This is a genomic window from Nonomuraea sp. NPDC046570, from assembly GCF_040645915.1.
In the GTDB taxonomy this organism is placed as follows: domain Bacteria; phylum Actinomycetota; class Actinomycetes; order Streptosporangiales; family Streptosporangiaceae; genus Nonomuraea.
In genome coordinates this window covers 11,844-35,194 of the sequence record NZ_JBEYZF010000021.1, presented here as the reverse complement: position 1 = coordinate 35,194, position 23,351 = coordinate 11,844, and the positions used below count along the sequence as shown (strand labels likewise).

The window sequence follows — 23,351 nt, the reverse complement described above, 5'->3', positions numbered from 1 at the left end:
GCTCAGCCCGCCAGCGTCCACTCGTCGGCGTTCCAGAAGCCCGCCGCGAAGTCGCCGCTGGCCTTGAAGCCGTGCAGCCTGCCGCTGTGCGCCCAGAGCGTGTCCGGGTTGTAGAGCCACAGGTAGGCGGCCTGCTCGTTCTCCTTGCGCGCCGCCTGCCGGTACAGCTCGGTCCGCTCGGCCTGGTCCGTCGTCGCGTTGGCCTTGGCGGTCAGCTCGTCGACGGCCTTGTCGCAGAAGCGCGGGATGTTGCCGCCCGACGGGTAGAAGGCGGAGCAGCTCACGATCGGCATGCTGCTGGACGGGTCGACCGCGTAGGTGCCGCCGCCGAACAGCGCCAGGTCGAAGGTGCGCTTCTCGTAGGACTCCAGCAGCTCGGCCGACTGCACCTGCTTGAGCTTGACCTGCACGCCGACCGCGCCCAGCGCGCTCTGCACGACGGTGGCGGCGGCGTCGCGGTCGCGCTGGCCGGGGATCCACGACAGCGTCACCGTCTCGTTCGCGTCCCAGCCCGCCTCGGCCAGCAGCGCCTTCGCCTTGGCCGGGTCGTAGGCGTAGTCGTCGAGCCCGTCGGGCACCGCCCAGGAGGCGACGAAGGAGGAGTTCTGCACCCGCCCCTTGCCCGCGAGCAGCTTGTCGACCAGCGCCGCGCGGTCGACGGCGTGCAGCAGGGCCCGCCGTACCCGCACGTCGGCGAAGCGCTTGTCGGTCAGGTCGAGCGCGATCCTGATGAAGCCGGGGCTGGGCTTGGCCGCCACCGTCACCCCCTTGAGCGCGCTCACGGCCCCCAGGTCGGTGGGGGAGATCTGGGCCAGGTCCATCTCGCCGGTGCCGAGCTGCGCGGTCGCCACGTCGGAGGACACCGGCTTCAGGAAGATCTTCTTGATCGCGACCGGCTTGCGGTAGTGGGGGTTGGCGGCCAGCTCGACGTACTGGTCGGTCTTGTACTGCACGAACGTGTACGGCCCGAGGCCCACGGTCGGCTTGTTGAAGAACGGGCTGCCCGCGACCTTGTCCAGCGGCTCCTTGCCCAGCACATGCTCGGGCATGACGAACATGAACGGCCCGGCGATCAGGCTGAGGAAGCCGACGTTCGGCTTGGCCAGCCTGACGACGAAGGTGTGTTCGTCGGGCGCCTCGAACGACGCGCCCGCCAGCTTGCCCGCCATCGCGCTGCCGCTCTTGGCGTCGGCCAGCAGCCGGTAGCTGAACAGCACGTCCTTACTGGTGAACGGCGTGCCGTCGCTCCACTTCAGGCCCTTCCTGAGGTGGAAGGTGAACCCGGCGCCGTCGCGGGAGACCTCCCACTTCTCGGCCAGGCGCGGCTCGTACTCGTAGCCGTCGTCGACCGTCACCAGGTTGTCGTAGACGAGCTGCATGACCTGCTGGTCGGGGCCGGTCGGCGGATCGAGCGGGCTGAACCGCTTGGGCTTCTGGTAGAGGTAGACGTTCAGCGCCTCGGAGGCGCCCTGGCTCTGGGCGCCGGGCGGCGCGGAGCAGGCGGCCGAGGCCAGCACGAGCGAGGCGGCGACGGCGAGCGACGTCAGCACGCGTGGTGTGGTCATGAGGTCTCCGTGGACGAGACGGGATTGGTGAGCGTGCCGAGGCCGGTGATCGAGACCGTGACCTCGTCCCCGGCGGAGAGGAACTCCCCCGTGGTGGCGCCGACGCCGGCCGGGGTGCCGGTCATCAGCACGTCCCCCGGATGCAGCGTCATCAGCCGGGAGGCGAAGGCCACCAGCTCCGCCACCGTGAAGATCATGTCCTTGGTCGTGCCGTACTGCCTGACCTCGTCGTTGACCCGCAGCTCGATCTGCAGGTTCTGCGGGTCCGGCACCTCGTCGGCGGTCACCAGGTAGGGGCCGAACGGCGCGAAGCCGTCGAGCCACTTGCCGGCCAGCCAGTCGAAGAAGCGCACGGCCGGGTCGTCCAGGTCCCGGGCGTAGCCGTACTCCATGGACCGGGCCGAGACGTCGTTGGCGACCGTGTATCCGGCGACGGCGGTCAGCGCCTCCTCGACCGGCAGGTCCTTGGCGGTACGGCCGATCACCACGCCCAGCTCGCCCTCCCAGTCGACCTGCCGGCTCACCGAGGGCAGCGGGATGGGGTCGCCCGGGGCGGTGACCGCGGTAGGCGGCATGAGGAACAGGCGCGGGGCTAGGCGCTCCCGCTCCAGCGGATCGGCGCCGCCCTCCAGGACGTGCTCCTGGTAGTTGGCGGCCACGCCGATCAGCTTGCCGGGGTGCGGGATCGGCGCGAGGACCTGGAGCGAGCCGAGCGGCAGCGCGCCGCGGGCGGGGGCGTCGGCGGGCGGGCGGGTGAGCCAGCGGGTCAGGTCGCCGTCGCCGAGCTCTTCGACGCGGTCACCGTCCACCAGCCGTCCGTGCCGTACGGCGCCGTCGCGCAGGTAGGTCAGCAGCTTCACGTGGGACTCTCCTCTGGGGGGTGGGGAAAGCGGTACTCAGGCCCGCGGCGCGGCGGCCGGGACCACCTGGCCGGTGGCGATGGCCTGCCTCGCGGCCTCGACCAGGCGCAGCGCCGCGACGCCGTCGGCCGGGCCAAGCTCGGCGGGGCGGCCCGCGACGACCGCCGCGTGCAACTCCGTGAGCATCCGGTGTACGGTGCCCGGCCCCGCCCACGACCGGCGGGCGCCCGCGGCGGTCAGCACCTCGGCGGCCGGGCGGGTGCAGTCGGCCAGCAGCGTGCCATGCGAGCCGCTGATCCGGTAGCGGTGCAGCGACAGCCCGTGCACCCCGGCCGCGGCAGGGGTCCGCCCGGCGACGACCGTGCTGGTCAGCCCGCGCTCGTGGGTCAGGCAGAGCGTGACGAGATCCTCGGGACCCGCCGCGTCCTGGAAGTTCACGCCCGCGATCGCGTAGACCTCGGTCACGGCCAGCCCGGTGATCGCCTGGATCGCGTCGGTCGCGTAGGGGGCGAAGTTGAGCAGCTCGCCGAGCGGCCACACCGCGCCGCCGCCCGCGACCAGGAAGTCGGCCTGCACGTTCCACGGCAGCCCGACCTTGCCGCCCGCCACCGCCTCGCGGGCCGAGCGGACGGCCGGCTGGAAACGCTGGTGGTAGGCGGGCATGCAGACCAGCCCGGTCTCGGCCGCCACCGCCGCGATCCGCTCGCACTCCGCGGAGGTCAGCGCCATCGGCTTGTCGACCAGCACGTGCTTGCCCGCCCGCAGCGCCCGCGAGACCACCTCGACCCGGTCCTCGAACGGCACGCACACGCTGACCACGTCCACGTCCGGCCGGTCGAACCGGTCGTCCGCCTCCACCGCGCCCACGACGGCGAAACCGGGGTGGGCGGCGAAGCCGGGGGCGTACATGTCGGCCTGGTGGTTCTGGTGGCCGAGCCCGGCCGAGCCGGCCAGCAGGACGTTGAGCACCCTCACAGGACCTCCTCCAGGTCGACGGGGCGGCCGAGCGCCATGGACCGTTCGGCCGCCACCCCGAGCGCCACCGCGAGCAGCGCCTCCTCGGCGCCGACGCCCGCCTCGGTCGCCGCCGGGCCCGGCGGTGCGGTGAGGGCGTCCAGCCAGGCGCCGAGCTGGGCGGCGAAGCCGTACGCGACGCCGGGGTCGAGCGGGGCGGTGCCGCGCTCGTCGGTCAGGAGGGGGCCCTCGCCGTCCCAGGGCAGGGTGAGCAGTCCCTCGGTGCCCTGCACCACGACGTCGCGCCCGCTGTAGCCGGCCGGCCGATGCGCCCTGCTCATCTCGCAGACCGCCGTCGCGCCGCTCTCGTAGCGCACCACCATCTCCAGGTAGTCGTGCACGTCGAGCTCGGCCGCCGTCCTGCGCTGCCCTCGCGCGTAGACGCTGAGGGGGCGGCTGCCGATCCACCAGGTGACCAGGTCGAGCAGGTGCACGCCGTTGTGCAGCGCGTGCCCGCCCGAACGGGCCGGGTCGAGCACCCAGGCCCGCCAGTCCGGCCAGATCCAGCTGCCGAGCAGCGCCAGCCGTACCAGCACGGGCCGGCCGAGCGCGCCGGAGCGGATCTCCTCGCGCACCGTGCGGGCGTAGTCGTAGAAGCGGTGCGAGTGGGCCACCGCCAGGGTCAGGCCGTTCCCGGCGAAGGCCTCGGCGGCCTTGCGCGCGCCCGGGACGGTCGTGGCGAGCGGCTTCTCCACGAGCAGGTGCTTACCCGCCGTGGCCACCTGGACGGCGAGCCGCTCATGAGTGTCGTTGGGGGTGCAGATGATGCAGGCGTCGACGCCGGGCCAGGACAGCGCCTCGGCCAGGTCGGTGCTCCAAGGGACGCCGCCGTTGCGGTGCGCGGCCTGCGCGGCCCGCTCCCCGCTGGTGTCGACGAACCCGGCCAGCCTGCTTCTCGGATCGGTGGACAACGCGGCGACGTGCAGGTCGGCGATGGCGCCAGCGCCGACGACAAGAACACCCGTTGATATGGAATGTCTTTCCATGCGTGCATCTTTGGGTTCGGGCCGGGCAAGTGTCAAGGGATGGAAGGCATTGACGTGAAATGATGTTCCACGTAGCTTCCCAACGTGAAACATCATTCCGTGTAAGGGGCGATTGTGAACTCACTCAAACCGCTCGGCCGTGCGCTCGACGAGGCCGCCCGCGCGGTGCTCCCCGGCGGGGTCAACTCGGCGACCCGCTACGTGGGCGAGCCGTACTCCCTGGTCGCCGCCGACGGCGCCTATGTCACCGACGCCGACGGGGCCCGCTACCTCGACTACCACGCGGCCTTCGGCGCGATCCTGCTCGGCCACAACGCGCCGGTCGTGCGCGAGGCCGTGATCAGGTCCCTCGACGGCGTCGACCTCGTCGGCCTGGGCACCACCCCGGTGGAGGTGGAGCTGGCCGAGCTGGTGTGCGAACTCATCCCGTCGGCCGAGATGATGATCACCACGTTGAGCGGGTCAGAGGCGACCGCGCAGGCCGTACGGCTGGCCCGCGCGGTCACCGGACGGCCGCTGATCGTCAAGTTCCAGGGCTGCTACCACGGCTGGAGCGACGCGGTCGCGCGCAACGTGATCTCGCCGCAGGGCCGGGCCTACGCCAGGGACCCGCTCTCGGCCGGACTGCTGGACGAGGCCGTGGACTCCACGCTGATCGCCGAGTTCAACGACCTCGACTCGGTCGCCACGCTGTTCGAGGCGCACGCCGAACGGATCGCGGCGGTCATCCTCGAACCGATCCCGCACAACGTGGGCGCGCTCTTGCCGACGCAGGAGTTCGTCGAAGGGCTGCGCACGATGACGGCGGAGCACGGCGCGCTGCTGGTCTTCGACGAGGTCATCACCGGCTTCCGGCACGCGCTCGGCGGCTACCAGGAAGTCTGCGGGGTACGGCCCGACCTGACCGCGTTCGGCAAGGCGATGGCCAACGGCTTCCCCGTGGCCGGGCTGGCCGGACGGCGCGACCTGATGACCCGCTTCAGCAAGGACGTGCTGCTGGCGGGCACGTTCAACGGCCACCCCGTGGCCGCGCACGCCGCCATCGCCACCATGACCTACCTACGCGACCACCCGGACTTCTACCAGCGCACCCACCGGCTCGGCGCGCGCATGCGCGAGGGTCTCGGCCAGATCACCGCCGAACTGGACATCCCGGCCACGGTCAGCGGGTTCGGCGGGGTGTTCGTGCTCTACTTCACCCCCGGCCCGGTGTCCGGCTACCGCGACCTGATGCGCAACGACCACACCGCCTACGCGGCGTTCCACCGGCGGATGACCGAACGCGGGTTCCTCATGCTGCCGATGGCGCTCAAGCGCAACCACGTCTCCGGCGCGCACACCGACGACGACATCGACCGCACGCTGGAGGCGGCGGCCGAGGTGCTGAAGGAGATGAGGGCCGACGGCCTGGTCTGAGCGCCGGGCGCGGCCGGATGCGCCGGGCCCGGCGCATCCGGCCGAGCTCAGGGAACGATCTGGAAGGCTGACAGGGCGCCACCGTCTCCGCCCAGCACCAGGGCCACTCCGGGCAGTGATCCGCCGCTGGCCAGGGCCCACGCTGTCACGGGTCTCGGCGCGGCGAACGTGAGCAGGCAGGTTCCCTCGGCCGGCCGCCAGATCTGGACGATCCCCTCGGCGGACATCGTCGCGGCGTAGGAGCCGGTCGCGTCCGTGACGATCGACTCCACCGGACCGAGCAGGCCGTCGGCGCGGCATCGCAGCCTTCCCGCTCGCACGTCCCACACCAGCAGTTCGCGATCGCCGCTGTCGGCCAGCGCGACCCGGCCGTCACCGCTGATCGCCACCGCGCGCCCGGCCTCGACGCCGGCGCTGACCCGGTGGGCGCGGGTGGTGTCGGTGGTGACGGGCCACACGTGGACGACGTCGTCCTTGAGGGCGATCACATGGCTCATGTCGCCGCTGATCGCGACCGTGGCGTTGGCGGGGAAGCTCTGCTCGCTGTAGGGGAGGCCGCGCCGTACCAGCCAGAGCTTGAGGTGTCCGGAGGCGTCGATCGTCGCCGCCCGATCGCCTCTGGGGGTGAGCGCGACCGCGCGGATGGGCGAGGTGTGCCGGGACATCTCGTCGCGCAGCGGCAGCCGCCTGCCGTGCTTGAGATCCCAGGCGCGCACATGCCAGTCGCCGCTGCCTGTGATGACGCGGGTGCCGCGCTGGTTCACGGCCATGGCGGTGGGGGGCCTCGGGGTCGCGTCCCACCGGTCCGCCGTGCGTCGCAGCCTGCGGTCACGCCGGGACCACTGGGAGTAGCCCGGCACCTCGTGCAGCACCGACAGCGAGTCGCCGATGACTTCGACCAGGCCGGTGGGACCTCCGGAGATACCCCAGGGGCAGCCGTTCCGCAGATCCCAGGTGCGGACGGTGCAGTCGGCGCCCCCACTGGTGATCATTTGGCGGTGGGCGTCGACGGCGAGGAACAAGACCGGGCCGTTGTGGCGGGCCCGGTCGATCGCCACCCGCTCAATCGGCTTGGCGTGCCCCAGCAGGGTGCGGGTCAGCGCCGACGGGACGCGGTCGGCCGTCCACACGGGCATCACCAGTGGTGCCGGTTCCTCGCTCAGCCATTGGTCGGCCCGCTCGGCGAGCCCGCCGTCGCCGCTCTCCAGGGCTTGCAGGCGCAGTGCTCTCACAACATCCAGCTGGGTGTCGCCCTCCCGGGAGCCGAAGCGGTGGCTCTCGCGGTAGAGCGCCTGGCCGAGCCGGGCGAACAACGGCTCAGCCGGACACGCCGCCTCGGCCCGCCGCAGCTCCTGACCGACCCTGTGCACCCCGAGCGCGGCCACGGCCCTGCCCACGTACCCGGCGTCGCCGTACAGCGAGATCAGCCGCTCGGGGGCGCCCGCGGCGACCATGCCCGGGTAGCCGTCCAGCAGATACCTGGGCGTCCGGTACGGCCAGCGTTCCGCTCGGAACCGCTCGGCCCAGGCGTGGACGCAGCCGCGCAGCCGGTTCACCTCCGTCTCGCCCAGCGCCGACTCGGCCGACTCGCGCAGCGATTCGTGGGCGAAGACGTACCTGGGCTCGGTCCCGGTGGTGCGTTCGAGCAGCCGGGCGACATCCTGGTCGAGCAGCCGCAGGATGCGGGGGCGGCCCACGTCGAGCCCCGACTCGCGGAGCACGGTGGGGAGGTCGTCGGCGGCGATGGGTCCTTCGGCGGCGACCAGGGCCGCGAGCAGCGCCTCTCGGGCGGGATCGGGGTCGCGCGGGCCGAGCAGGTCGTCCAGGTCGTAGGCGGCGCGCCGGGCCAGCTCCAGGGCGTGGCGACTCGGCTTGAGCGGGGTCTTCCGCATGCTCGTCAGGGGGTGGTCGATGACATCCACCGGGAGTTCCGGCAGCGGTCTGCTGGTGACGAGGAGGTGGACCCGCTCGCCTGTCTCGCCGGGCAGCAGCGAGGCCACGCTGGGCTGGCCGCGCTGGGGGCCGAGGTCCTCGTCCAGGCCGTCCACGACGAGCAGCAGATGGCGGCCGAGGCGGCGGGCGCGGCCTACCGCCTGCCGCCAGAGCGAGCGGAACACCTGGTGGGTGCCGAGCCGGTCGGCCGTGACGCCGAGGAGCGCGGTGAGCTGCGTGGACACCGCGTGAAGGAAGGCGGAGGCGTCGGCGTCGCCCATGCGCCTGGACAGGAAGAAGGCCAGGCAGTCCACGTTCTCCGGCGGCGTACGGAGGAAATGGGCCGTCAGTGACGTCTTGCCCGCCCACGGGCCGCCCACCAGCCAGGCCAGTGGCTCCCGGCCGGTCGAGAAGGCGGCCAGGAACGCCAGCTCGTCCTCGCGGTCTAGCAGCTCGTCCGCGCCCAGCTCGGCGACGCGCTCGCGCAGGTACTCGTCCGAGGGCGGGGCGTGCGGGAGGTCGACGAAGTCGTCGCGGGCGACACCCAGCGCCGACCACCACCGGTCGGCGTCGGCGCGCCCGTCGAGCGCTGTCAGCGGGACCACGCCGAGCGCCTGGCCGCCTTCCGGCCGGTGATGCTCGGTCACCACGCCGATCAGGATGGTGCCGCTGAACACCGCCGCACCGGACATCCCCGACCATTCGCTGCCGTCGGAACCCGCCGCGAGGGCGCGCGGAGTCGCGGTGACGCGGAGCGTGAGCAGGTCGGCGGCCAGGTTCTCACCGGTGGCGATGTCGCCGTTGGCCTGGGCCGTCAACTGCCGCTTCCGCCGTTCCTTGAACCGGGGGAACCCGACCGCCCAGCAGTCGCGGATCAGCGCGGCCCGGTGCCGGTTGACCTTTCCGCACGGCGGGGGAGCCGCCTCGGGAAGGAGACCGGGCACCGTGAGAACGGCCACGTCGACGACATCGTCGCCGAGCAGCGCCACCGTGGCGGGATACTCCACATCCCGTACGCGCACCAACAGGGTCCCCGCAGGTCCGACGTTGTGCGCCGCGGTGAGCACCGTGTGGGGCGCCACCACGTAGCCGGACCCGGTGGACCAGTCGGGGTCGTCCTCGCCGCCCTGGTCGTGCAGCACCTCGACAACGAGGTCGGCCAGGGAGATCCCGGTCATCGCCCGCTACGGCTTCTCACGCCTGCGGCGACGCACCTTGACGGGCTCTCCGTCCTGGTCCACCGGAGGACCGAGGGTCACCGTGACGGTGTGGGTGTCCTCGCGGGTCAGCCCGCCGCCCCCCTCAAGCTCGACGACCCACACCTTCAGCGCCGCCGAGCCGCTCTTCTCCCGGGTCACTCCCACCTGGAACTGCAGCTCCACGGACGAGACCGGGAACTGCATGTCCTGTCCGGCCGCCTGATCCACGGCGGCCCGCAGCTCCGCCCGCACCGCCTCGATCGCCTCCGGCAACCCAATCTTCTCCACGCCCTGTGAATCGCTCCGGCTCCGCCGCCGTTACCGGACGACCGGAGATCGGCACCCGGCTCGGCGCCGTGGCCACCGCGGTCTACTGGCATGTGGCCAACAAGGACGAGCTGATCGAACTGGTCGTGGACGAGGTCTACGGCGAGATGGAGGTGCCGGAGGTCGACGATCCGGCGTCCTGGCGGGAGGCCGCGGCCACCTGCGCCCGCAGCCTGCGGTCGATGATCCTCCGCCATCCCTGGATGGTCTCCGTGCTTGACCAGGTGGGCCTGACCCACCTCGGGCCGAACATGATGCGGCTGTCCGACCGCATGCTCGCCCTGTTCGAGGCGGGCGGCTTCGCTCTGGTGGAGGCCGACCAGGCGATGAAGACGGTGATCGCGTACGTCCTGGGGATGACCGGCGGCGAGGCCGCAGTGCTGACCAGACTCGCCGGCGGCGACCAGAACGAGCGGGAGTGGATGGAGGGCCTGCGGCCGTCCGCCGAAGGTGCCGCGCAGGCGCACCCGCGGCTACGCGAGCTGTACGCCGCCTACCGGGACCACGACCCGGAGCAGAACCGCGAAGAGAACTTCACCTACGGCCTGGACCGAGTCCTCGACGGCCTCCAGGCCCGGCTCGGGTCGCCCGCCGGCTGAGCGGTCTCCGCGCCTGGCCGAGGCCCGGCGGCCACCGGGGTCAGGGCATGCGCGAGGTCAGCGCGGCCATGCCGGTGCCGCTGAGGCTCGGCAGCGCGGCGGGCCGCCCGCTCACCAGCAGCAGCAGAGCCTGTACGGGTCCCTCCACCACGTCTCCCTCGCCGACCGACCAGTCCACGTCGGTGGCGACCAGTCGCAGCCCGCGCAGCCGCCGCTTGGGGTGGAAGGGGAAGCCGCGTTCCCAGATGTGGGTCGCGGAGGCCCGCGCCGGTTCGAGCGGCATGACCCGCTCGATCCCCAGCGGTACGGCGATGTCCTGGCCGTGCACGAGTGCGTCGAACAAGGGGTCGAGCGGTTTGGTGGTGGGCGCCCGACGGCGCGAGACGGCCGACTCGCGGATCTGCCCGATGATCTCGGCGATCGGCCGCCTGGCGTGCCGTACCGCCGAGTTGTAGATCATGCCGTTGAAGCTGCCGCGCGCCTTGACCAGTTCGACGAACGCCTGCCCGGCCGTCGCTTGGGTGGCGAGCGCGAGGTGGGCGGCCACATCGCGGACCCGCCAGCCCGCGCACAGGGACGGCCGTTCCCAGTCGCCCTGGGGCAGTTCGTCGAGCAGGTCGGCCAGGCCGCGCCGCTCGACCTCAAGGGCCGCCCAGATCTCTTCCTGGTTCATCGCGAACCTCCTACTAAGGTAACCTGAATATAATGCCGCCTTAGCAATTGGAGAAGCCCTTGGCCCCGACTCATCCACCCCACGTCGTCGCCCAGCTCTACGAGGCCTACCTGCGCGTCTCGAACGTGGTTCTGGAGGTGGGGAAGACGTTCGACGCCCGGATCCGGCCCGCCCACTCGGCGGTGTTCTTCCATATGGAGCACGACGGCATCCGGCTGGGCCGGCTCGCGGAGAAGGCCCAGATGACCCCGCAGGCGATGGGGGAGTTGGTCGACGACCTTGAGGAGCTGGGCTACCTGCGCCGGGTGCCCGACCCGGGGGACCGCCGGGCCAAACTCATCGTCTTCACCGACCAGGGCGACAAGGCGCTGCTGACCGGGTACGCGGCGATCGACGAGGTCGAACGCCGCCTCGCGACCCTGCTGGGCGAGCAGGGCCTCACCGACCTGCGCGCCACCCTGAGTCGCATCATCGCCGACTTCTGATCTACTTTGTAAAGGCGGTCGGCCAGTTCGGTGTCCGCTAAACGTCAGGAGCCGGGCTCCGGGAAGAGCGATGCCGTCGAGGAGGAGCAGGGCACATCGTCCAGCGCCTCCAGGGACGTAGTCGCCGCCGCGGTGATCTCGAGGTTCTGGGATCCGAGGGCTCGGCGCAGCCAAATCCTGGCCTCGCCGTGGTCGCCTTCCGCCTGGGCGATCCGACCGAGTGAGATGTACACCTTGGCCCGCGTCTCCTCACCGCTGACCCACCCGTCCGGGCAGGCGGCGAGCGCGGCGTGGCACAGCCGGCGGCTCTCCGCCAGGTCGCCCATGGCCCGCGCCACTCCGGCCAGACCCTGCTGGGCCATGGCCAGCGAACCGGGCGAGCCGACCCGCTTGGCCAGTACGGCGGCCCGCCGGTAGTCCTCGCTCGCGCTGGTGAGCAGGTCGCGGGTCAGGCCGGCGTCGCCTCTGCGGCACAGCAGGTTCGCCATGTCCTCGATCGCACCGAGCTGTTCGGTGAGATCCAGCGCCTCATCGATCATGGCCGTGGTCACCGCGGGGTCCACGCGCTGGTCGGTGAGGAACGCGAGTTCGGCGAGCGTGGCGGCCATGCCCCAGCGCTCGCCGAGTGCGCGAAACCCCTGCAGGGCGAGGCCGAGCTCGCGTTCCGCCGCGACGCGGTCCGAGTACACCCACCACGACCGCAGCCCCAGCCCGAGGTAGAGCAGGGCCAGCGTCCACGGGTCCCCGGAGGCTCGCAGGTCGGCGGGCCCCTCGGCGACGCCGGAGAAGCTGCCCCACATGAGGGTCAGGAACGGCCTGGTGGCGGTCCGCCCGGCCATCACGGCCCGGGCGCACGCCACATGGCCGTCCGGCGCCATCCCGACGGCCGCGGCGTCCAGCACGCACAGGACGTACTCCTCCTCCAGCCCGTCGATCGGCCCGGTGAGCAGTTCCAGGAGTTCGGCGGCCATCCGCCCGGCCTCGCCGCGTCGTCCGCTGAGCAGCCAGTACGGGGAGAGCGCGGCCACCAGTCTGATCGCCGCGTTCAGGTTTCCCGAGGTCATCGCCCATCGCAGGGCGGCGTCCAGGTTCGCGTGCTCGGCTGTGAGCGCGGCCAGGCAGGAGAGCTGTTCGGCTCGCCGCAGCATCGGTTCGGCGGTTTCGGCCAGGTCGAGGTAGTAGTCCAGGTGCGCCTGCCGGCCCGTGGTGGATCCGTCGAGGCAGAAGGCTCTGATCGTGGCGAGCATCCGGTAGCGCTCTCCGTCGAAGTCGACGAGGGATTTGTCGACGAGTGAGGAGAGTGTCGCGGCGGTGTGGCTGCCGCAGACGCGTTCGGCGGCCTCTCTGGTGGCTCCGCCGACGAACACCGCGAGGCGTCGTGCCGTCGTCCGCTCGGTCTCTTCGAGCAGATTCCAGCTCCATTCGACCACGTCGCGCAGGGTGCGGTGCCGTGGCTGTGCCGTACGGCTGCCGCGGGAGAGCAGGGCGAAGCGGTCGTCGAGCCGGGACTCGAGCTCCGCGAACGGCAGGGTGCGCAGTTGCGAGGCGGCCAGTTCGATCGCGAGCGGTAATCGGTCCAGAAGGTCGCAGATGCGCTCGATCGCGGGCGGGTCGGGGACGAACGACGGTTGTACGGCTGCCGCGCGCTCGGTGAAGAGTCGGGTGGCCGAGGCGGGGGAGAGCGGTGGGACGGGGAAGGCGGCTTCGCCGGTGATGGCGAGGACTTCTCTGCTGGTGGCCAGGATGCGGAGTGTGGGGCAGCGGCCGAGCAGGTGGTGGGCGAGTGCGGCGGCTTCGTCCACGAGGTGTTCGCAGTTGTCCAGGATCAGCAGGAGGGGCCGGTCGGCGAGGGCGGCGATCAGTCGTTGGGTCGGGTCTGGTGCGGGGCCCTGTGGGTGCAGGCCGCTTTCGCGGAGGTCGAGGGCGTCCAGGATGGCGGGCAGGACGCTCGAGCGGGCGGCGAGTTCGACGAAGCAGACGTCGCCGGTCTCTTGGGCGGCGGCTTCGATGGCCAGTCGGGTCTTGCCCATGCCGCCGGGCCCGGTGAGGGTGATGAGGCGGTGCGTCCTGAGCAGGTTGGTGAGTCGTTGGAGGTCTTCGGTTCGGCCGACGAATGCGGTGAGCTGGGCGGGGAGGCCGGTCCTGCTGTTCGGGGGTGTGGGCGGGGTGCCGCGCAGCACGGTGAGGTGGGCGGCGGCGAGTTCGGGAGAGGGATCGGCGCCCAGTTCGTCGGCGAGGGTTCGGCGGATGTCCTCGAAGGTCTCCAGGGCCTCTGTCTGGCGGCCCGAGGCGGCGAGGGCGCGCATGAGGTGGGCGCGGAGGCGTTCGCGGGTGGGGTGGGCGGTGACGAGTTCTTCGAGTTCGGGCACGAGGTTTCGGTGGCCGCCCAGGGCCAGTTCGGCTTCGACGCGGTCCTCGGTGGCGGTGATCCGGAGTTCCGAGAGTCGGGTGATCTGGGTTGCGGCGAAGGGCGCGGGGCCGACATCGGCCAGGGCCGGCCCGCGCCAGAGTGCCAGGGCTTCGCGGAGGAGGGCGGTGGCCCGTCGGTGATCGCCGGTGGTGAGTGCCCGGTGGCCTTCGGCGGCGAGTCGCTCGAAGCGGTGGGCGTCGATGTCGTCGGGGTCGGTGGCGAGGAGGTATCCGCCTGGCCTGGAGTGGATCAGGGGGTCGTCGCCGAGCATGCGACGGAGTCTGGCGATCTGTGAGTGGATGGCGTTGTCTGCGCGGTTCGGTGGTGTGTCGCCGTAGATGCCGTTGATCAGGCGTTCGGTGGTGACGAGGCGGCGGGGCGCGAGGAGGAGTAGCGCGAGGACGGCGCGTACGCGTGGCCCGCCGACGGGGATCTGGGGGAGGTGTGGTGCGGACCAGACCTCTGTTGACCCCAGGATGCCGAACTGCATGCCCGGAATTATCGCGGTTCGGCATCCTGGCTGTCGCCTACACGGTGGCGGCGACCTCCGCGGGCCGGGTGCGCATGACGGTCCAGGCGGGTGCCCAGGTGGCCGCGAGGACCAGGGCCACCGCTGCCGCGATGGTGGTGAGGTAGATCCAGACGGGTCCTGAGGGGAGAGGCGATCCGGCGACCGCGATGCTGAAGGGGATCAGGCTGATCATGCTGGCCACGGTGCCGAGCAGGACGCCGATGGCGGTGACGAGCAGGCTTTCGAGGCCGGTCATGCGCATGATCTGGGCGCGGGTGAAGCCGGTGAGCCGTTGCAGGGCGAACTCTCTGCGCCGTTGCGCGGTCGTCATCACCTGGGTGTTGACCAGCGAGATCATGGTGTAGGCGATGATCATCGCGATGAGGAGGTAGTTCACCCAGGCCTGGGTCTGTTGCTGTGCGCCGTAGACGGCCGAGAGCGCGGTGCGGTCCTGGGCGTTGGCGCCGAGTGTGCTCAGGTCGGTGCCCGGTGCGGCGCGGACCAGGATCTGGTCGGGTACTCCGGCGGTGGTGTGCGGTGCCAGCAGGTCGGCGGGCAGGATGAACTGCTCGCTGCCCGTCTCGACGGCCAGCAGGGCGACGATGCGTAGGTCGACCGCGGCGCGGTCGCCGAGGCGCAGGGTGATCGTGTCGCCCACTCCCACTCCGTCGCCGATGTTGCGGGCGTGCTCGGCTGCCAGGGCGACCGTGTCGCCGCGCAGGTCGGTGAGTGAGCCGGCGGTGACCTTCAGTGTCATCGTCTGCTCGACGCCTTCGGCGGTCACACCGTGCAGGGGCCAGCCGTCCTCGCGTTGCCAGTTGTCGTGTGGTCTCTCGACGAAGCCGGTGCTGGTGACGTGTTCGGAGGCGGCGCTGACGCCTGGCACCGCGCGGACCCGCTCCAGCAGGCCGGGGGTGACGGGGGACAGGACGGTGTCGGCTCGGAGGCCGGCCGTGTAGGCGGCGGTGGCCGCGTCGACCTGGGTGGTCTGCATGTAGAGGTTGGCGGTGGCCATGCCGGTGGCGAGCATGATGGGGGTGATGGCGGCGGCCATCTGGGCGGTCCGGGCCCGGGCGTTCACGATGGCGGGGTATCCGGCCAGGCCGGGGAACGGCCAGGGCAGCGCCTTGGTGATCGTTTTGGTCAGGGTGGGCCCGATGAGTGCCAGGCCGATGGCCCAGACGAGTACCGCGGGGCCTGCCGTGCTGCTGACCAGGGTGGCGGGCATGAAGAGGACGCTCACCAGGCCGAGGACGCAGCCTGCGGCGAAGCAGATGATCGCGAGGGTTCGCCGGAGCGGTCCGCCGGTGGGGCGGCCGGGTGCCGCGGCGCCGGCGAGGGCTTCGGTGGGGCGGGCGAGTGTGGTGCCTCGTACGGCGGTGAGGACGGCGATGAGGGCGGTGAGTGCGGAGACGGCGACGGCGGCGAGTGCGGGGATCCAGCCTTGGTGGAATTCGACCACGGGCGGGATCACGCCGCCGTCGGCGAGCCGGCCGTACAGCCGGTGGCCCAGGAGTGGGGCGAACAGGCAACCGAGGAGGGTCGCGAGGGCGGATACCGCGAGGGTTTCGCCGAGGACCATGCGGCGGATCTGGCCGGCGGTGGCGCCGATGGCGCGGAGCAGTGCCATCTCTCGGTGGCGTTGCTGGACGGACAGGCCGAGGGTGGTGGCCACGACGAACATCGCCACCATGACGGCGGTTCCGCCGAAGACCGCGGCGATGACGATGAGGTTCTCGCGGCCTGACCGGGCTTGCGGGTGTTCGGCGAGGCCGCGCTCGTCGCCGGTCAGCGTGACGGTGCCGGGGACGGTGTTCTCGATCAGGTCGGCGAGGGTGGTGATGTCGGTGTCCGGGTCGGGGTGCACCATGATGGCGCCGCTTCGGCGGTCTGTGGTCGCTTGCCGTACTCCGGGTATGGCGGTGACCTGGGGGAGGGTGTCGGTTCCGAGGCGGACGAGTTCGGGCAGGACGGCTGACTCGGTGTCTTCTTCGTCGTCGGCCGGGTTCGCCTTGGGTAGTTCGTAGATCTGGTCGCCGGTGACCAGGATGGGTGCGGCGGCCAGCCGCTGTGGTGGTACGGCGAGCCGGATGCCGGTCTCCATGAGGCCGCCGCAGGCGGCGACGATCGAGGTTCCGACCAGCATGGCGAGGAAGGCGGCGGTGAAGGCCGTCAGGCGGAGCCGGAGTGTGCTCATGGCCAGTCGCCACATCAGGATCGCCCCCAGGCGCCCAGGTGCGTCATGCGCTTGGCGATCGCGTCGGCGCCGGGCTGGTCGAGTTGGTCGACGAGTTTGCCGTCGGCGAGGAAGACGACGCGGTCGGCGTGGGAGGCGGCCACCGGGTCGTGGGTGACCATGACGATGGTCTGTCCGGCGTCTCGGACCATCTCCCGCATCAGGGCCAGTACTTCGAGTGCGGTGCGGGTGTCGAGGGCGCCGGTGGGTTCGTCGGCGAAGGTCACCGCGGGTTGGGTGATGAGTGCTCTGGCGATGGCCACGCGTTGTTGTTGTCCGCCGGACAGTTCGCCAGGCAGGTGGTGGGTGCGGGTGGTGAGGCCGACTCGGGCGATCACCTGGGTGACCAGGGTGTGGTCGGCTCGGCGGCCGGCCAGTCGCAGGGGCAGGGTGATGTTCTGCTGGACGGTGAGGGTGGGCAGGAGGTTGAAGCCTTGGAAGACGAAGCCGATGCGTTGCCGGCGTAGTCGGGTGAGTGCTTTCTCCTTCATCGCGGTGATCTCGCGGCCGTCCAGGGTGACCGATCCGGAGGTGGGCCGGTCGAGGCCGGCCGCGCAGTGCAGGAAGGTGCTCTTTCCTGACCCGGAGGGGCCCATGATCGCGGTCATGGTTCCCCTACGGAAGCCGATGGTGACGCCGGCCAGTGCCTCCACTGCCGCGCCGTCCTTGCCGTAGGTCTTGCGTACGGCTTCCAGCGAGACCGCGTCTGTGCTTTCCATGTGCGGCAGCGTGGTCTGGGGGGCTGACAGTCTCCGCACCAACGGATGACAGCGGCGGCACCGGGCTGGTTCTTCTAGTCGGCGGCCATGTCGAAGAAGCGGCGTTCCAGGTGGGTGGTGCGCTGGAAGATGTCGAGGACCTGCTGCTGTTCCTGGTCGGGCAGGTCGGGGCCGAGGCGGTCCAGCTCGCCGCGCAGGAAGTTCACCCAGGAGCGGAAGTCCGGGCCGTCGTGCAGGTCGATCCACTCGCGGTGGACGAAGTCGGCCGGGAGTGGTTCTTCGGCCCGGCTGGCCCAGCCGAGGTAGGACCATTCGGCGACGCACAGGACGGCGATGATCAGGGGGTATCGCCGGCCGGTGCGTGCCTCGTCCATGAGCGCGCGGAAGTCCACGGTGACCGGTTCGAGTGTCTTGGGCACCAGGTCTTCGCCGAGGGCGGCCAGGGCGCGGTGGAAGTAGCCGCGTTCGGTGTCGGTCACGGTGAGGCCAAGGAAGCGGGCGATGGGGACGCGGGCCTCGAAGGAGTCGGCGCAGGCGACGGCGGCGCCGAGGAGCGCGGTGAAGGTGTCGACGAACTGGAAGTCCTGTGCGAGGTAGCGCCGCATGTCGGCTTCACCGTGGCAGATCGCGGTGGCGAAGGGGTGGGTGACGACGGCGGTCCAGTCGGGCTCGCTGGATGAGCGCAGCCATTCGCTGAAGACAGGGTCGTCGGCTGTTGTACGCCACTGGGCGAAGGGGATCGTTTCATCAGGGTTCACTTGTCCCACAGTACGACCTGCCGGAATGGGGGCTTGGCTCACTTCTCGGCGAGGAAGTCGATCAGGGCCTGGTTGACTTCGGCCGGGTGGGTCCAGCCGATGTTGTGCGGTCCGCCGGGGATCTCGATGAGGCGGGAGTTCGCGATGAGTGCGGGCAGGCGTCTGCCGGTGGAGTCGATCGGCAGGATGCGGTCTTCGTCTCCCTGGATGATGAGGGTCGGGACGTTGTTCTTGGGCAGGTCGTCGCGGAAGTCGGTGAGCCAGGCCGGGACGCAGTCGAGGGTGCCTTTGGCCGAGGCGGCGGCTGCGACGTTCCAGCTCAGCTGCCAGGCCTGCTCGCTGATGCGGGTGCCGCCGAGTTTGTCGACGTTGTAGAAGTCGTCGAGGAACGCCTTCAGGTAGGCGGGCCGGTCGGCGACGATCGCTGCCATGATGCCGTCGAAGACGCTCTGGTCGACGCCTTCCGGGTTGTCGTCGGTCTTGAGGAGGAAGGGGGGGATGGGGGCGATCAGGCTGGCTTTGTTCACCCGGCTGGAGCCGTACGCGGCGAGGTAGCGTGTCACTTCGCCGGTGCCCATGGAGAATCCGACCAGGGTGCTCTCCCACAGGTCGAGATTCTCCATCAGGACGTCGAGGTCGGCGGCGAAGGTGTCGTAGGTGTAGCCGGTGGTGGGCTGGCTGGAGTCGCCGAAGCCTCGGCGGTCGTAGGTGATGACCCGGTGCCCCGCGTCCAGCAGGACGGGCAGTTGCCTCTCCCAGGAGTGGCCGCTGAGCGGGAACCCGTGGATGAGGACGACCGGTTTACCTTGGCCATGGTCTTCGTAGTAGAGGTCGATGGCGCCGGAGTTCTCTTCCCCTACGGTGATGTACGGCATGTCCGTGAGGCTTTCGGTGAGCGGCGGCCCGACCGCTGTGTCTCGGGTGACCCTGGCCGGCTTTCTGAGTCGTGCTCCCCGTGCCCGTTCCACCCGAACCCCCGCGGTCGGCATGTGGCCGGTCAAATCGAGGACCCTCACCACCTGGGCGCCATCGAGTAGTGAGTTCTCGTCGACAAACTGCGATCAGGCGCGCGGTCCGAGGAACAGGCCGCCACTTGCGTCGATGACCTGACCGGTGATCCAGCGCGCGGCGTCGGAGGCGAGGAACGCGACTACGTCGGCGACGTCGTCGGGCCCGCCCAGGCGATCGAGCGCCGTCGATCCGGCGATGTGTTCGGCCAGGCCCGGCGCTTCGAAGGCCGATCCGTTGGTCGCCGTCCGGGTGGCGCCGGGAGCGACCGCGTTCACCGTGATCCCTCGGATTCCGAGCTGGTTGGCCAAGGTCAGGCTCATCGTCTCGACCGCGCCCTTCGTCATGGCGAAGGACGTCTGGGCGGGGTTGGCCATCCGGGTCGCCACGGACGAGATCGTGATGATGCGGCCACCGTCGCGGAGCAGCGGCAACGCTCGCTCGATGATGAAGTACGGCGCTCGCACGTTCACCGCGAAGAGGTGGTCGAACTCCGCCCGCGTCGTGACTCCGAGCGGGCCGGCGGGCGCAGCCGCCGCGTTGTTGACGAGGATGTCGAGTGGCCGCCCGGCCAGGCCGGCCTCGACTCCCGCGAAGAGCGTCTCGACGTCGTCATCCACGCCCAGCTCCGCCCTGACGGCGAGCGCGGTTCCACCGGTACGTTCGATCGCGTTGACGGTCGCCGCCGCACCGTCCTTGTCCGTGCCGAAGTGCACGATGACCATTGCCCCCTGCGCTGCCAGCCGGGCCGCGATCGCCTGCCCGATGCCGCGCGACGCTCCGGTCACGAGAGCGGTCCTGCCGGTCAGATCACTCATGCCAACCACCCCTACTTGTTAGTTGCTACCGATTTGGTAGTAACTATCACTGCGGTAGTGTCTATCACATGCCCGACCAGCACTCAACATTGCGAGCGCAGCGGCGAGCCGAGACGCAGCGCATGATTCAGACGCACGCGGTACGGCTGTTCACCGAGCGCGGATACGACGCCACGACCGTGACCGATGTCGCCGAAGCCGCGGGGGTGTCGCCCATGACCGTGTACCGGCACTTCCCCACGAAGGAGGACCTGGTGCTCGTCGACCAGCACGGTCGGCTCGTCGCCGAGCGGATCGTCGCGTCGTCCGCCGCGCAGCCCCTGGTCCGCCGCATCGGCGGCGCGCTCATCGACTCGGCCGCGACGTTGACCGGTGGAGACGACCTGACGGCGGGCAAGCAGTTCCTACTGGCCCGCCTCCGGCTCATGATCTCGACGCCGGCCTTGAGGGCCAAACACCTGGACAACCACTACGCCCTTCAGCAGGCGATCGTCGACGCCCTCGGGGACGATGCCGCCGATCCCGACTCGGCGTTCCGCGCCCAAGTGGCGGCCAGTGCCTGCCTGGCCGCCCTGCACACGGCATTGGTGCGCTGGGCCGAGGACGACGGACGGACCGAACTGCCCGGCCTGATCGCGAAGGCGCTCGCTGCAGCCTTCGGCGATGACATCGGTGAGGATCTTCGATAGCGCGGACACGAGCCGGAAGCCCGCAACGCCGCACCGGCACCTTCAGCCGGTCCGATCTCACCGCGCGTGCTTGAGTTGCCGGAGGGTATAGCCGTTGCCCGTCGGGTCCAGGGGTTTGGTGGCCTGTTTGAAGAGGTATTCGGCCCGTTCGTAGGACAGGCGGCGGCGGCCGGTCTCTGGGCACAGGTCGGCGGCGGCCGGGGTCCGGGACGGCCCGGGCCGCCGGTCGGCGAGGAACAAAGGGCCCCGGGTCCGGTCGGCCACCAGGTGAGGGAGGAGCCGGGCGGTCTCCGAACGCCAGCTCACCCAGGCGTCGCCCGTACGCGCCCGCCGGTCCTCCAGGTCCAGGTTCTCGACGTTCAGTGACAGGACGGCGGCCACTGTGGCCTCGGACTCGTGCAGGAGCCGCCACAGGGTTCGTTCACGCATCGGCAGGTCGGGGCGGCTCCAGAGCGCCTCGAGCTGTGGCGGGGTGATCGAGGCCGTCCGGGGACGGGTCTCGGCGCGCCGGTCGAGGCCCGCCGTGAGGTGGTCCAGGGACGCCCAGGCGCCGAACGATCGGACGGCCGACCGGTGCCGGTTCCACGTCCTGGCCGCCGCCTCGCCCCAGGTCGTCGCGAACACCCGCGTCACCTGGTCGGCGGTCAGGGAGGTCAGCGGCAGTTGTTCGCCCAGGGTCAGGCACAGGCGCCGCAGGGTCTGCCCGTAGGAGCGGATCGTCGCGGTGTCCAGGTCGTCGCGTCTCAGGAAGTCCTGGGCGGCCCGCCCGAGGGTGTCTCCTGGCGTGTCGCCGGTGGGGATCTGGTCGGCGCGGCGGTGCAGGAAGGCGCGCTCGGCGGCGTTCCTGGTGAGGGAGGCGGCCCGGACGAACTCCAGTCGCGCCTCCTCGTGGCGTCCCAGCCGGAGCAGGAGGTCTCCCCGGACGCCGGGAAGCAGGTGGTAGTCCTGCAGCGCGGGATCGGAGGTCAAGGAGTCGACAAGGTCGAGTCCCGCCTGCGGCCCGCGCGCCATCCCAAGCGCCACAGCCCGGTTGAGCTGCACGATCGGCGTCGGCAGCAGCCGGGCCAGCGCCTCGTACAGGGTGGCGATCTGCGCCCAGTCGGTGTCCTCGGGGGTCCGGGCCTGGGCGTGGCACACGGCGATCGCCGCCTGCAGCACGTACGGGCCGGGCGTGCCGCCGGCTTCCCGTGCCCGCAGCATCGCGGTGAAACCGCGGCGGATGAGCAGGTGGTCCCAGCGTCCCCGGTTCTGCTCGTGCAGTTGTACGGGCTCGCCCGAGGGGCCGGTCCGCGCGGCCGAGCGGGACGCCTGGATCTCCATGAGTGCGACCAGGCCGTGCACCTCGGCCTCCTGTGGCACCAGGTCGGCCAGCAGCCGGCCCAGGCGTAGCGCCTCCAGGCAGAGTCCGGGCCGCATCAGATCGTCGCCGGAGGTCGCCGAGTACCCTTCGTTGAAGATCAGGTAGATGACCTCGAGCACCGACGACAGACGCCCGGCCAGTTCCGGCTCGTCCGGCAGCTCGAACGGCACCCGCTCCTCGGCCAGGGTCCGCTTCGCTCCGGCGATGCGCTGGGCGATCCTCGGCTCGTTGACGAGGAAGGCCCGTGCGATCTCCGCGGCCGTCAGGCCGCCGAGCAGCCGGAGCGTGAGCGCGGCCCGCGCCTCGGTCGGCAGCACGGGATGGCAGGAGATGAACATCAGCCGCAGGACGTCGTCGCGCTCGGGGTCCTGTGCCTGGTCCAGCTCGTGGGCGAGTTGCTCGTGCCGGCGTTCCAGGCGTTGGGAGCGCCGGAGGTGATCGATGGCGCGGCGCTTGGCGATGGCCGTCAGCCAGGCGCCCGGGTTATCCGGGATGCCCGAGTCGGGCCACTGTTCGAGTGCGGCGACGAGGGCGTCCTGGGCCAGTTCCTCGGCGAGGCCGACGTCGTGCACCATCCGGGTGAGCCCGGCGATGATCCTGGCCGACTCGAGTTTCCAGACCGCGTCGATGGCGCGGTGGGCGTCCGTCATGGGCACGGTGACGGCGCTCAGGGGCCGAAGACCTGCTGGATCACGCTCTCGCCGTCACCGACGATCTTGCGGAAGCGGCGGGTCAGCTCGATCGCCTCCTCCTTGGAGCGGACCTCGACCAGTGCGAAGCCGGCCACGGCCTCCTTGGCCTCGGCGAACGGCCCGTCGGTCACCGTGATCTCCTCGCCGGAGGAGGTCACGGTGACACCGCCCGGCGCGAGGCCACCGGTGGCCAGCAGGACGCCAGCCGCGGTCAGCTCCTCGATGAACTTGCCCATCTCGAGGTACAGGTTCTCGTCGGGGGCGCTCTCGGAGGCGGTCTTGGACATCATCAGGTAGCGCATGGGCTTTCTCCTTCTCGTCCGGGTGTCCACAGCACCCTATGTGACAGGGAACGGCGGCGTTCCCTGTCACATCGCCGAATCGACGTGTGAGTGAGAACCAGGACGAACCGAGAAGGGCCTCGCCATGACCGCCACCCAGATCCCCGCCGCCACCACTACCCGCACACTGCTCACCTGCTCGGTCGTCGCGGGGCCCCTCTGGGTGGTCGTCTCCCTGGCCCAGGCCGCCGCCCGCGAGGGCTTCGACCTGACCAGGCACCCGCTGAGCGCGCTGAGTAACGGCTCCCTCGGCTGGCTGCAGATCACCAACTTCCTGGTCGCCGGGGTCCTGGTCATCGTCGGAGCGGCCGGTCTTCGCCGAGTCCTGCGCGGCACTGTCGGAGGTACGTGGGTGCCATGGCTGGTCCGGGTCAACGGCATCGGCATGATCGCCGCGGGGGTCTTCGTCATGGACCCGGCCGACGGCTTCCCGACCGGCACCCCCTACGGGATGCCTGAGGCGCTCACCTGGCACAGCTACGGCCACATGGTCGCCGGCTCGGTCGCCTTCGTCGCCCTGATCGCCGCCTGCTACGTGCTGGGCCGTCACTTCAGCCGCGCGGGGAACCGCGGTCTGGCCATCGCCTCCCGCGTCGCCGGCACCGCCCTGCTGATCGGCAACGGCTGGGCGATGAGCGGCGGCCAGGGCGGGTCTCTGACGCTGGCCGTCGGCGCCATCACCGCGATGCTCTGGATCTCCGCGGTCGCCGCCCGCTTCCGCAGCGCACTCTGAACCTCCCCGGGCATCGCCAA

The 23,351-nt window shown here is 71.0% G+C and carries 20 protein-coding genes; 5 read left to right on the top strand and 15 right to left on the bottom strand.

What is annotated here, in order from left to right:
* Positions 1-2: 2 nt before the first annotated feature.
* The 4 genes from ABZ911_RS28395 to ABZ911_RS28380 are packed head-to-tail and all read right to left on the bottom strand — an operon-like array spanning position 3 to position 4,425.
* On the bottom strand, positions 3-1,565 hold the full coding sequence (locus tag ABZ911_RS28395; RefSeq protein WP_358062305.1) for an ABC transporter substrate-binding protein: 1,563 nt from the start codon (positions 1,563-1,565) through the stop codon (positions 3-5).
* Positions 1,562-2,425, bottom strand: coding sequence for a fumarylacetoacetate hydrolase family protein (locus ABZ911_RS28390; RefSeq protein ID WP_358062302.1), 864 nt, complete (start codon positions 2,423-2,425; stop codon positions 1,562-1,564). Before ABZ911_RS28390 ends, ABZ911_RS28395 begins: the two co-directional genes overlap by 4 nt.
* 36 nt (positions 2,426-2,461) lie before the next feature.
* A complete protein-coding gene (locus ABZ911_RS28385; protein ID WP_358062299.1) occupies positions 2,462-3,400 on the bottom strand; it encodes a Gfo/Idh/MocA family oxidoreductase in 939 nt (312 codons plus the stop codon).
* A complete protein-coding gene (locus ABZ911_RS28380; RefSeq protein WP_358062296.1) occupies positions 3,397-4,425 on the bottom strand; it encodes a Gfo/Idh/MocA family oxidoreductase in 1,029 nt (342 codons plus the stop codon). Before ABZ911_RS28380 ends, ABZ911_RS28385 begins: the two co-directional genes overlap by 4 nt.
* Positions 4,426-4,539: 114 nt before the next feature.
* On the opposite strand from ABZ911_RS28380, the gene ABZ911_RS28375 reads away from it, so the two are divergent.
* On the top strand, positions 4,540-5,841 hold the full coding sequence (locus ABZ911_RS28375; protein WP_358062293.1) for an aminotransferase class III-fold pyridoxal phosphate-dependent enzyme: 1,302 nt from the start codon (positions 4,540-4,542) through the stop codon (positions 5,839-5,841).
* A 47-nt stretch (positions 5,842-5,888) separates the two neighbouring features.
* Here the strand turns inward: ABZ911_RS28375 and ABZ911_RS28370 are convergent, their stop codons facing one another.
* Both ABZ911_RS28370 and ABZ911_RS28365 read right to left on the bottom strand, forming a co-directional pair.
* Complete coding sequence (locus tag ABZ911_RS28370; protein WP_358062290.1) at positions 5,889-8,951, bottom strand: trypsin-like peptidase domain-containing protein; 3,063 nt, start codon at positions 8,949-8,951, stop codon at positions 5,889-5,891.
* A gap of 6 nt (positions 8,952-8,957) precedes the next feature.
* Complete coding sequence (locus tag ABZ911_RS28365; RefSeq protein ID WP_358062287.1) at positions 8,958-9,260, bottom strand: trypco2 family protein; 303 nt, start codon at positions 9,258-9,260, stop codon at positions 8,958-8,960.
* A 5-nt stretch (positions 9,261-9,265) separates the two neighbouring features.
* On the opposite strand from ABZ911_RS28365, the gene ABZ911_RS28360 reads away from it, so the two are divergent.
* Positions 9,266-9,898: a TetR/AcrR family transcriptional regulator C-terminal domain-containing protein gene (locus tag ABZ911_RS28360; protein ID WP_358062284.1), complete on the top strand. Its 633-nt coding sequence runs from the start codon at positions 9,266-9,268 to the stop codon at positions 9,896-9,898.
* Positions 9,899-9,938: 40 nt separating this feature from the next.
* On the opposite strand, the gene ABZ911_RS28355 is transcribed toward ABZ911_RS28360, so the two are convergent.
* Positions 9,939-10,571 (bottom strand): maleylpyruvate isomerase family mycothiol-dependent enzyme, encoded by a 633-nt coding sequence (locus ABZ911_RS28355; protein ID WP_358062281.1) that lies wholly within the window; start codon positions 10,569-10,571, stop codon positions 9,939-9,941.
* A gap of 59 nt (positions 10,572-10,630) precedes the next feature.
* Between ABZ911_RS28355 and ABZ911_RS28350 the strand changes: the two genes are divergently transcribed.
* Positions 10,631-11,056 (top strand): MarR family winged helix-turn-helix transcriptional regulator, encoded by a 426-nt coding sequence (locus ABZ911_RS28350; protein ID WP_358062278.1) that lies wholly within the window; start codon positions 10,631-10,633, stop codon positions 11,054-11,056.
* 44 nt (positions 11,057-11,100) lie between these two features.
* On the opposite strand, the gene ABZ911_RS28345 is transcribed toward ABZ911_RS28350, so the two are convergent.
* From ABZ911_RS28345 to ABZ911_RS28320, 6 genes are all read right to left on the bottom strand, one after another.
* Entirely contained in the window at positions 11,101-13,956 is a 2,856-nt protein-coding gene (locus ABZ911_RS28345; RefSeq protein ID WP_358062275.1) for a BTAD domain-containing putative transcriptional regulator, read from the bottom strand.
* Between the two features lie 37 nt (positions 13,957-13,993).
* Positions 13,994-16,174 (bottom strand): FtsX-like permease family protein, encoded by a 2,181-nt coding sequence (locus ABZ911_RS28340; RefSeq protein ID WP_358062272.1) that lies wholly within the window; start codon positions 16,172-16,174, stop codon positions 13,994-13,996.
* A 14-nt stretch (positions 16,175-16,188) separates the two neighbouring features.
* Complete coding sequence (locus ABZ911_RS28335) at positions 16,189-16,932, bottom strand: ABC transporter ATP-binding protein (protein ID WP_358062269.1); 744 nt, start codon at positions 16,930-16,932, stop codon at positions 16,189-16,191.
* Positions 16,933-17,006: 74 nt separating this feature from the next.
* Complete coding sequence (locus ABZ911_RS28330; RefSeq protein WP_358062266.1) at positions 17,007-17,690, bottom strand: TenA family protein; 684 nt, start codon at positions 17,688-17,690, stop codon at positions 17,007-17,009.
* 38 nt (positions 17,691-17,728) lie between these two features.
* The gene (locus ABZ911_RS28325; RefSeq protein WP_358062263.1) at positions 17,729-18,565 is read right to left on the bottom strand and encodes an alpha/beta hydrolase; all 837 of its coding nucleotides are present in this window, start codon (positions 18,563-18,565) and stop codon (positions 17,729-17,731) included.
* A gap of 186 nt (positions 18,566-18,751) precedes the next feature.
* Entirely contained in the window at positions 18,752-19,516 is a 765-nt protein-coding gene (locus tag ABZ911_RS28320) for an SDR family oxidoreductase (protein ID WP_358062260.1), read from the bottom strand.
* A gap of 122 nt (positions 19,517-19,638) precedes the next feature.
* Here ABZ911_RS28320 and ABZ911_RS28315 point away from each other — a divergent pair, with 122 nt between their 5' ends.
* A complete protein-coding gene (locus ABZ911_RS28315; protein ID WP_358062258.1) occupies positions 19,639-20,205 on the top strand; it encodes a TetR family transcriptional regulator in 567 nt (188 codons plus the stop codon).
* A 57-nt stretch (positions 20,206-20,262) separates the two neighbouring features.
* Here the strand turns inward: ABZ911_RS28315 and ABZ911_RS28310 are convergent, their stop codons facing one another.
* Both ABZ911_RS28310 and ABZ911_RS28305 read right to left on the bottom strand, forming a co-directional pair.
* Entirely contained in the window at positions 20,263-22,215 is a 1,953-nt protein-coding gene (locus ABZ911_RS28310; RefSeq protein WP_358062256.1) for a sigma-70 family RNA polymerase sigma factor, read from the bottom strand.
* 17 nt (positions 22,216-22,232) lie between these two features.
* Positions 22,233-22,559, bottom strand: a complete 327-nt coding sequence (locus tag ABZ911_RS28305) for a YciI family protein (protein WP_358062253.1) — start codon at positions 22,557-22,559, stop codon at positions 22,233-22,235.
* Positions 22,560-22,683: 124 nt separating this feature from the next.
* Here ABZ911_RS28305 and ABZ911_RS28300 point away from each other — a divergent pair, with 124 nt between their 5' ends.
* Complete coding sequence (locus ABZ911_RS28300) at positions 22,684-23,331, top strand: DUF998 domain-containing protein (RefSeq protein WP_358062250.1); 648 nt, start codon at positions 22,684-22,686, stop codon at positions 23,329-23,331.
* Positions 23,332-23,351: the final 20 nt, after the last annotated feature.

Coding starts and splice junctions, on each gene's coding strand:
- ABZ911_RS28320 (WP_358062260.1), bottom strand. CDS start 19,516: ATGAGTGATCTGACCGGCAGGACCGCTCTCGTGACCGGAGCGTCGCGC.
- ABZ911_RS28310 (WP_358062256.1), bottom strand. CDS start 22,215: ATGACGGACGCCCACCGCGCCATCGACGCGGTCTGGAAACTCGAGTCG.
- ABZ911_RS28305 (WP_358062253.1), bottom strand. CDS start 22,559: ATGCGCTACCTGATGATGTCCAAGACCGCCTCCGAGAGCGCCCCCGAC.
- ABZ911_RS28335 (WP_358062269.1), bottom strand. CDS start 16,932: ATGGAAAGCACAGACGCGGTCTCGCTGGAAGCCGTACGCAAGACCTAC.
- ABZ911_RS28355 (WP_358062281.1), bottom strand. CDS start 10,571: ATGAACCAGGAAGAGATCTGGGCGGCCCTTGAGGTCGAGCGGCGCGGC.
- ABZ911_RS28300 (WP_358062250.1), top strand. CDS start 22,684: ATGACCGCCACCCAGATCCCCGCCGCCACCACTACCCGCACACTGCTC.
- ABZ911_RS28380 (WP_358062296.1), bottom strand. CDS start 4,425: ATGGAAAGACATTCCATATCAACGGGTGTTCTTGTCGTCGGCGCTGGC.
- ABZ911_RS28370 (WP_358062290.1), bottom strand. CDS start 8,951: ATGACCGGGATCTCCCTGGCCGACCTCGTTGTCGAGGTGCTGCACGAC.
- ABZ911_RS28340 (WP_358062272.1), bottom strand. CDS start 16,174: ATGAGCACACTCCGGCTCCGCCTGACGGCCTTCACCGCCGCCTTCCTC.
- ABZ911_RS28315 (WP_358062258.1), top strand. CDS start 19,639: ATGATTCAGACGCACGCGGTACGGCTGTTCACCGAGCGCGGATACGAC.
- ABZ911_RS28325 (WP_358062263.1), bottom strand. CDS start 18,565: ATGCCGTACATCACCGTAGGGGAAGAGAACTCCGGCGCCATCGACCTC.
- ABZ911_RS28395 (WP_358062305.1), bottom strand. CDS start 1,565: ATGACCACACCACGCGTGCTGACGTCGCTCGCCGTCGCCGCCTCGCTC.
- ABZ911_RS28345 (WP_358062275.1), bottom strand. CDS start 13,956: ATGCAGTTCGGCATCCTGGGGTCAACAGAGGTCTGGTCCGCACCACAC.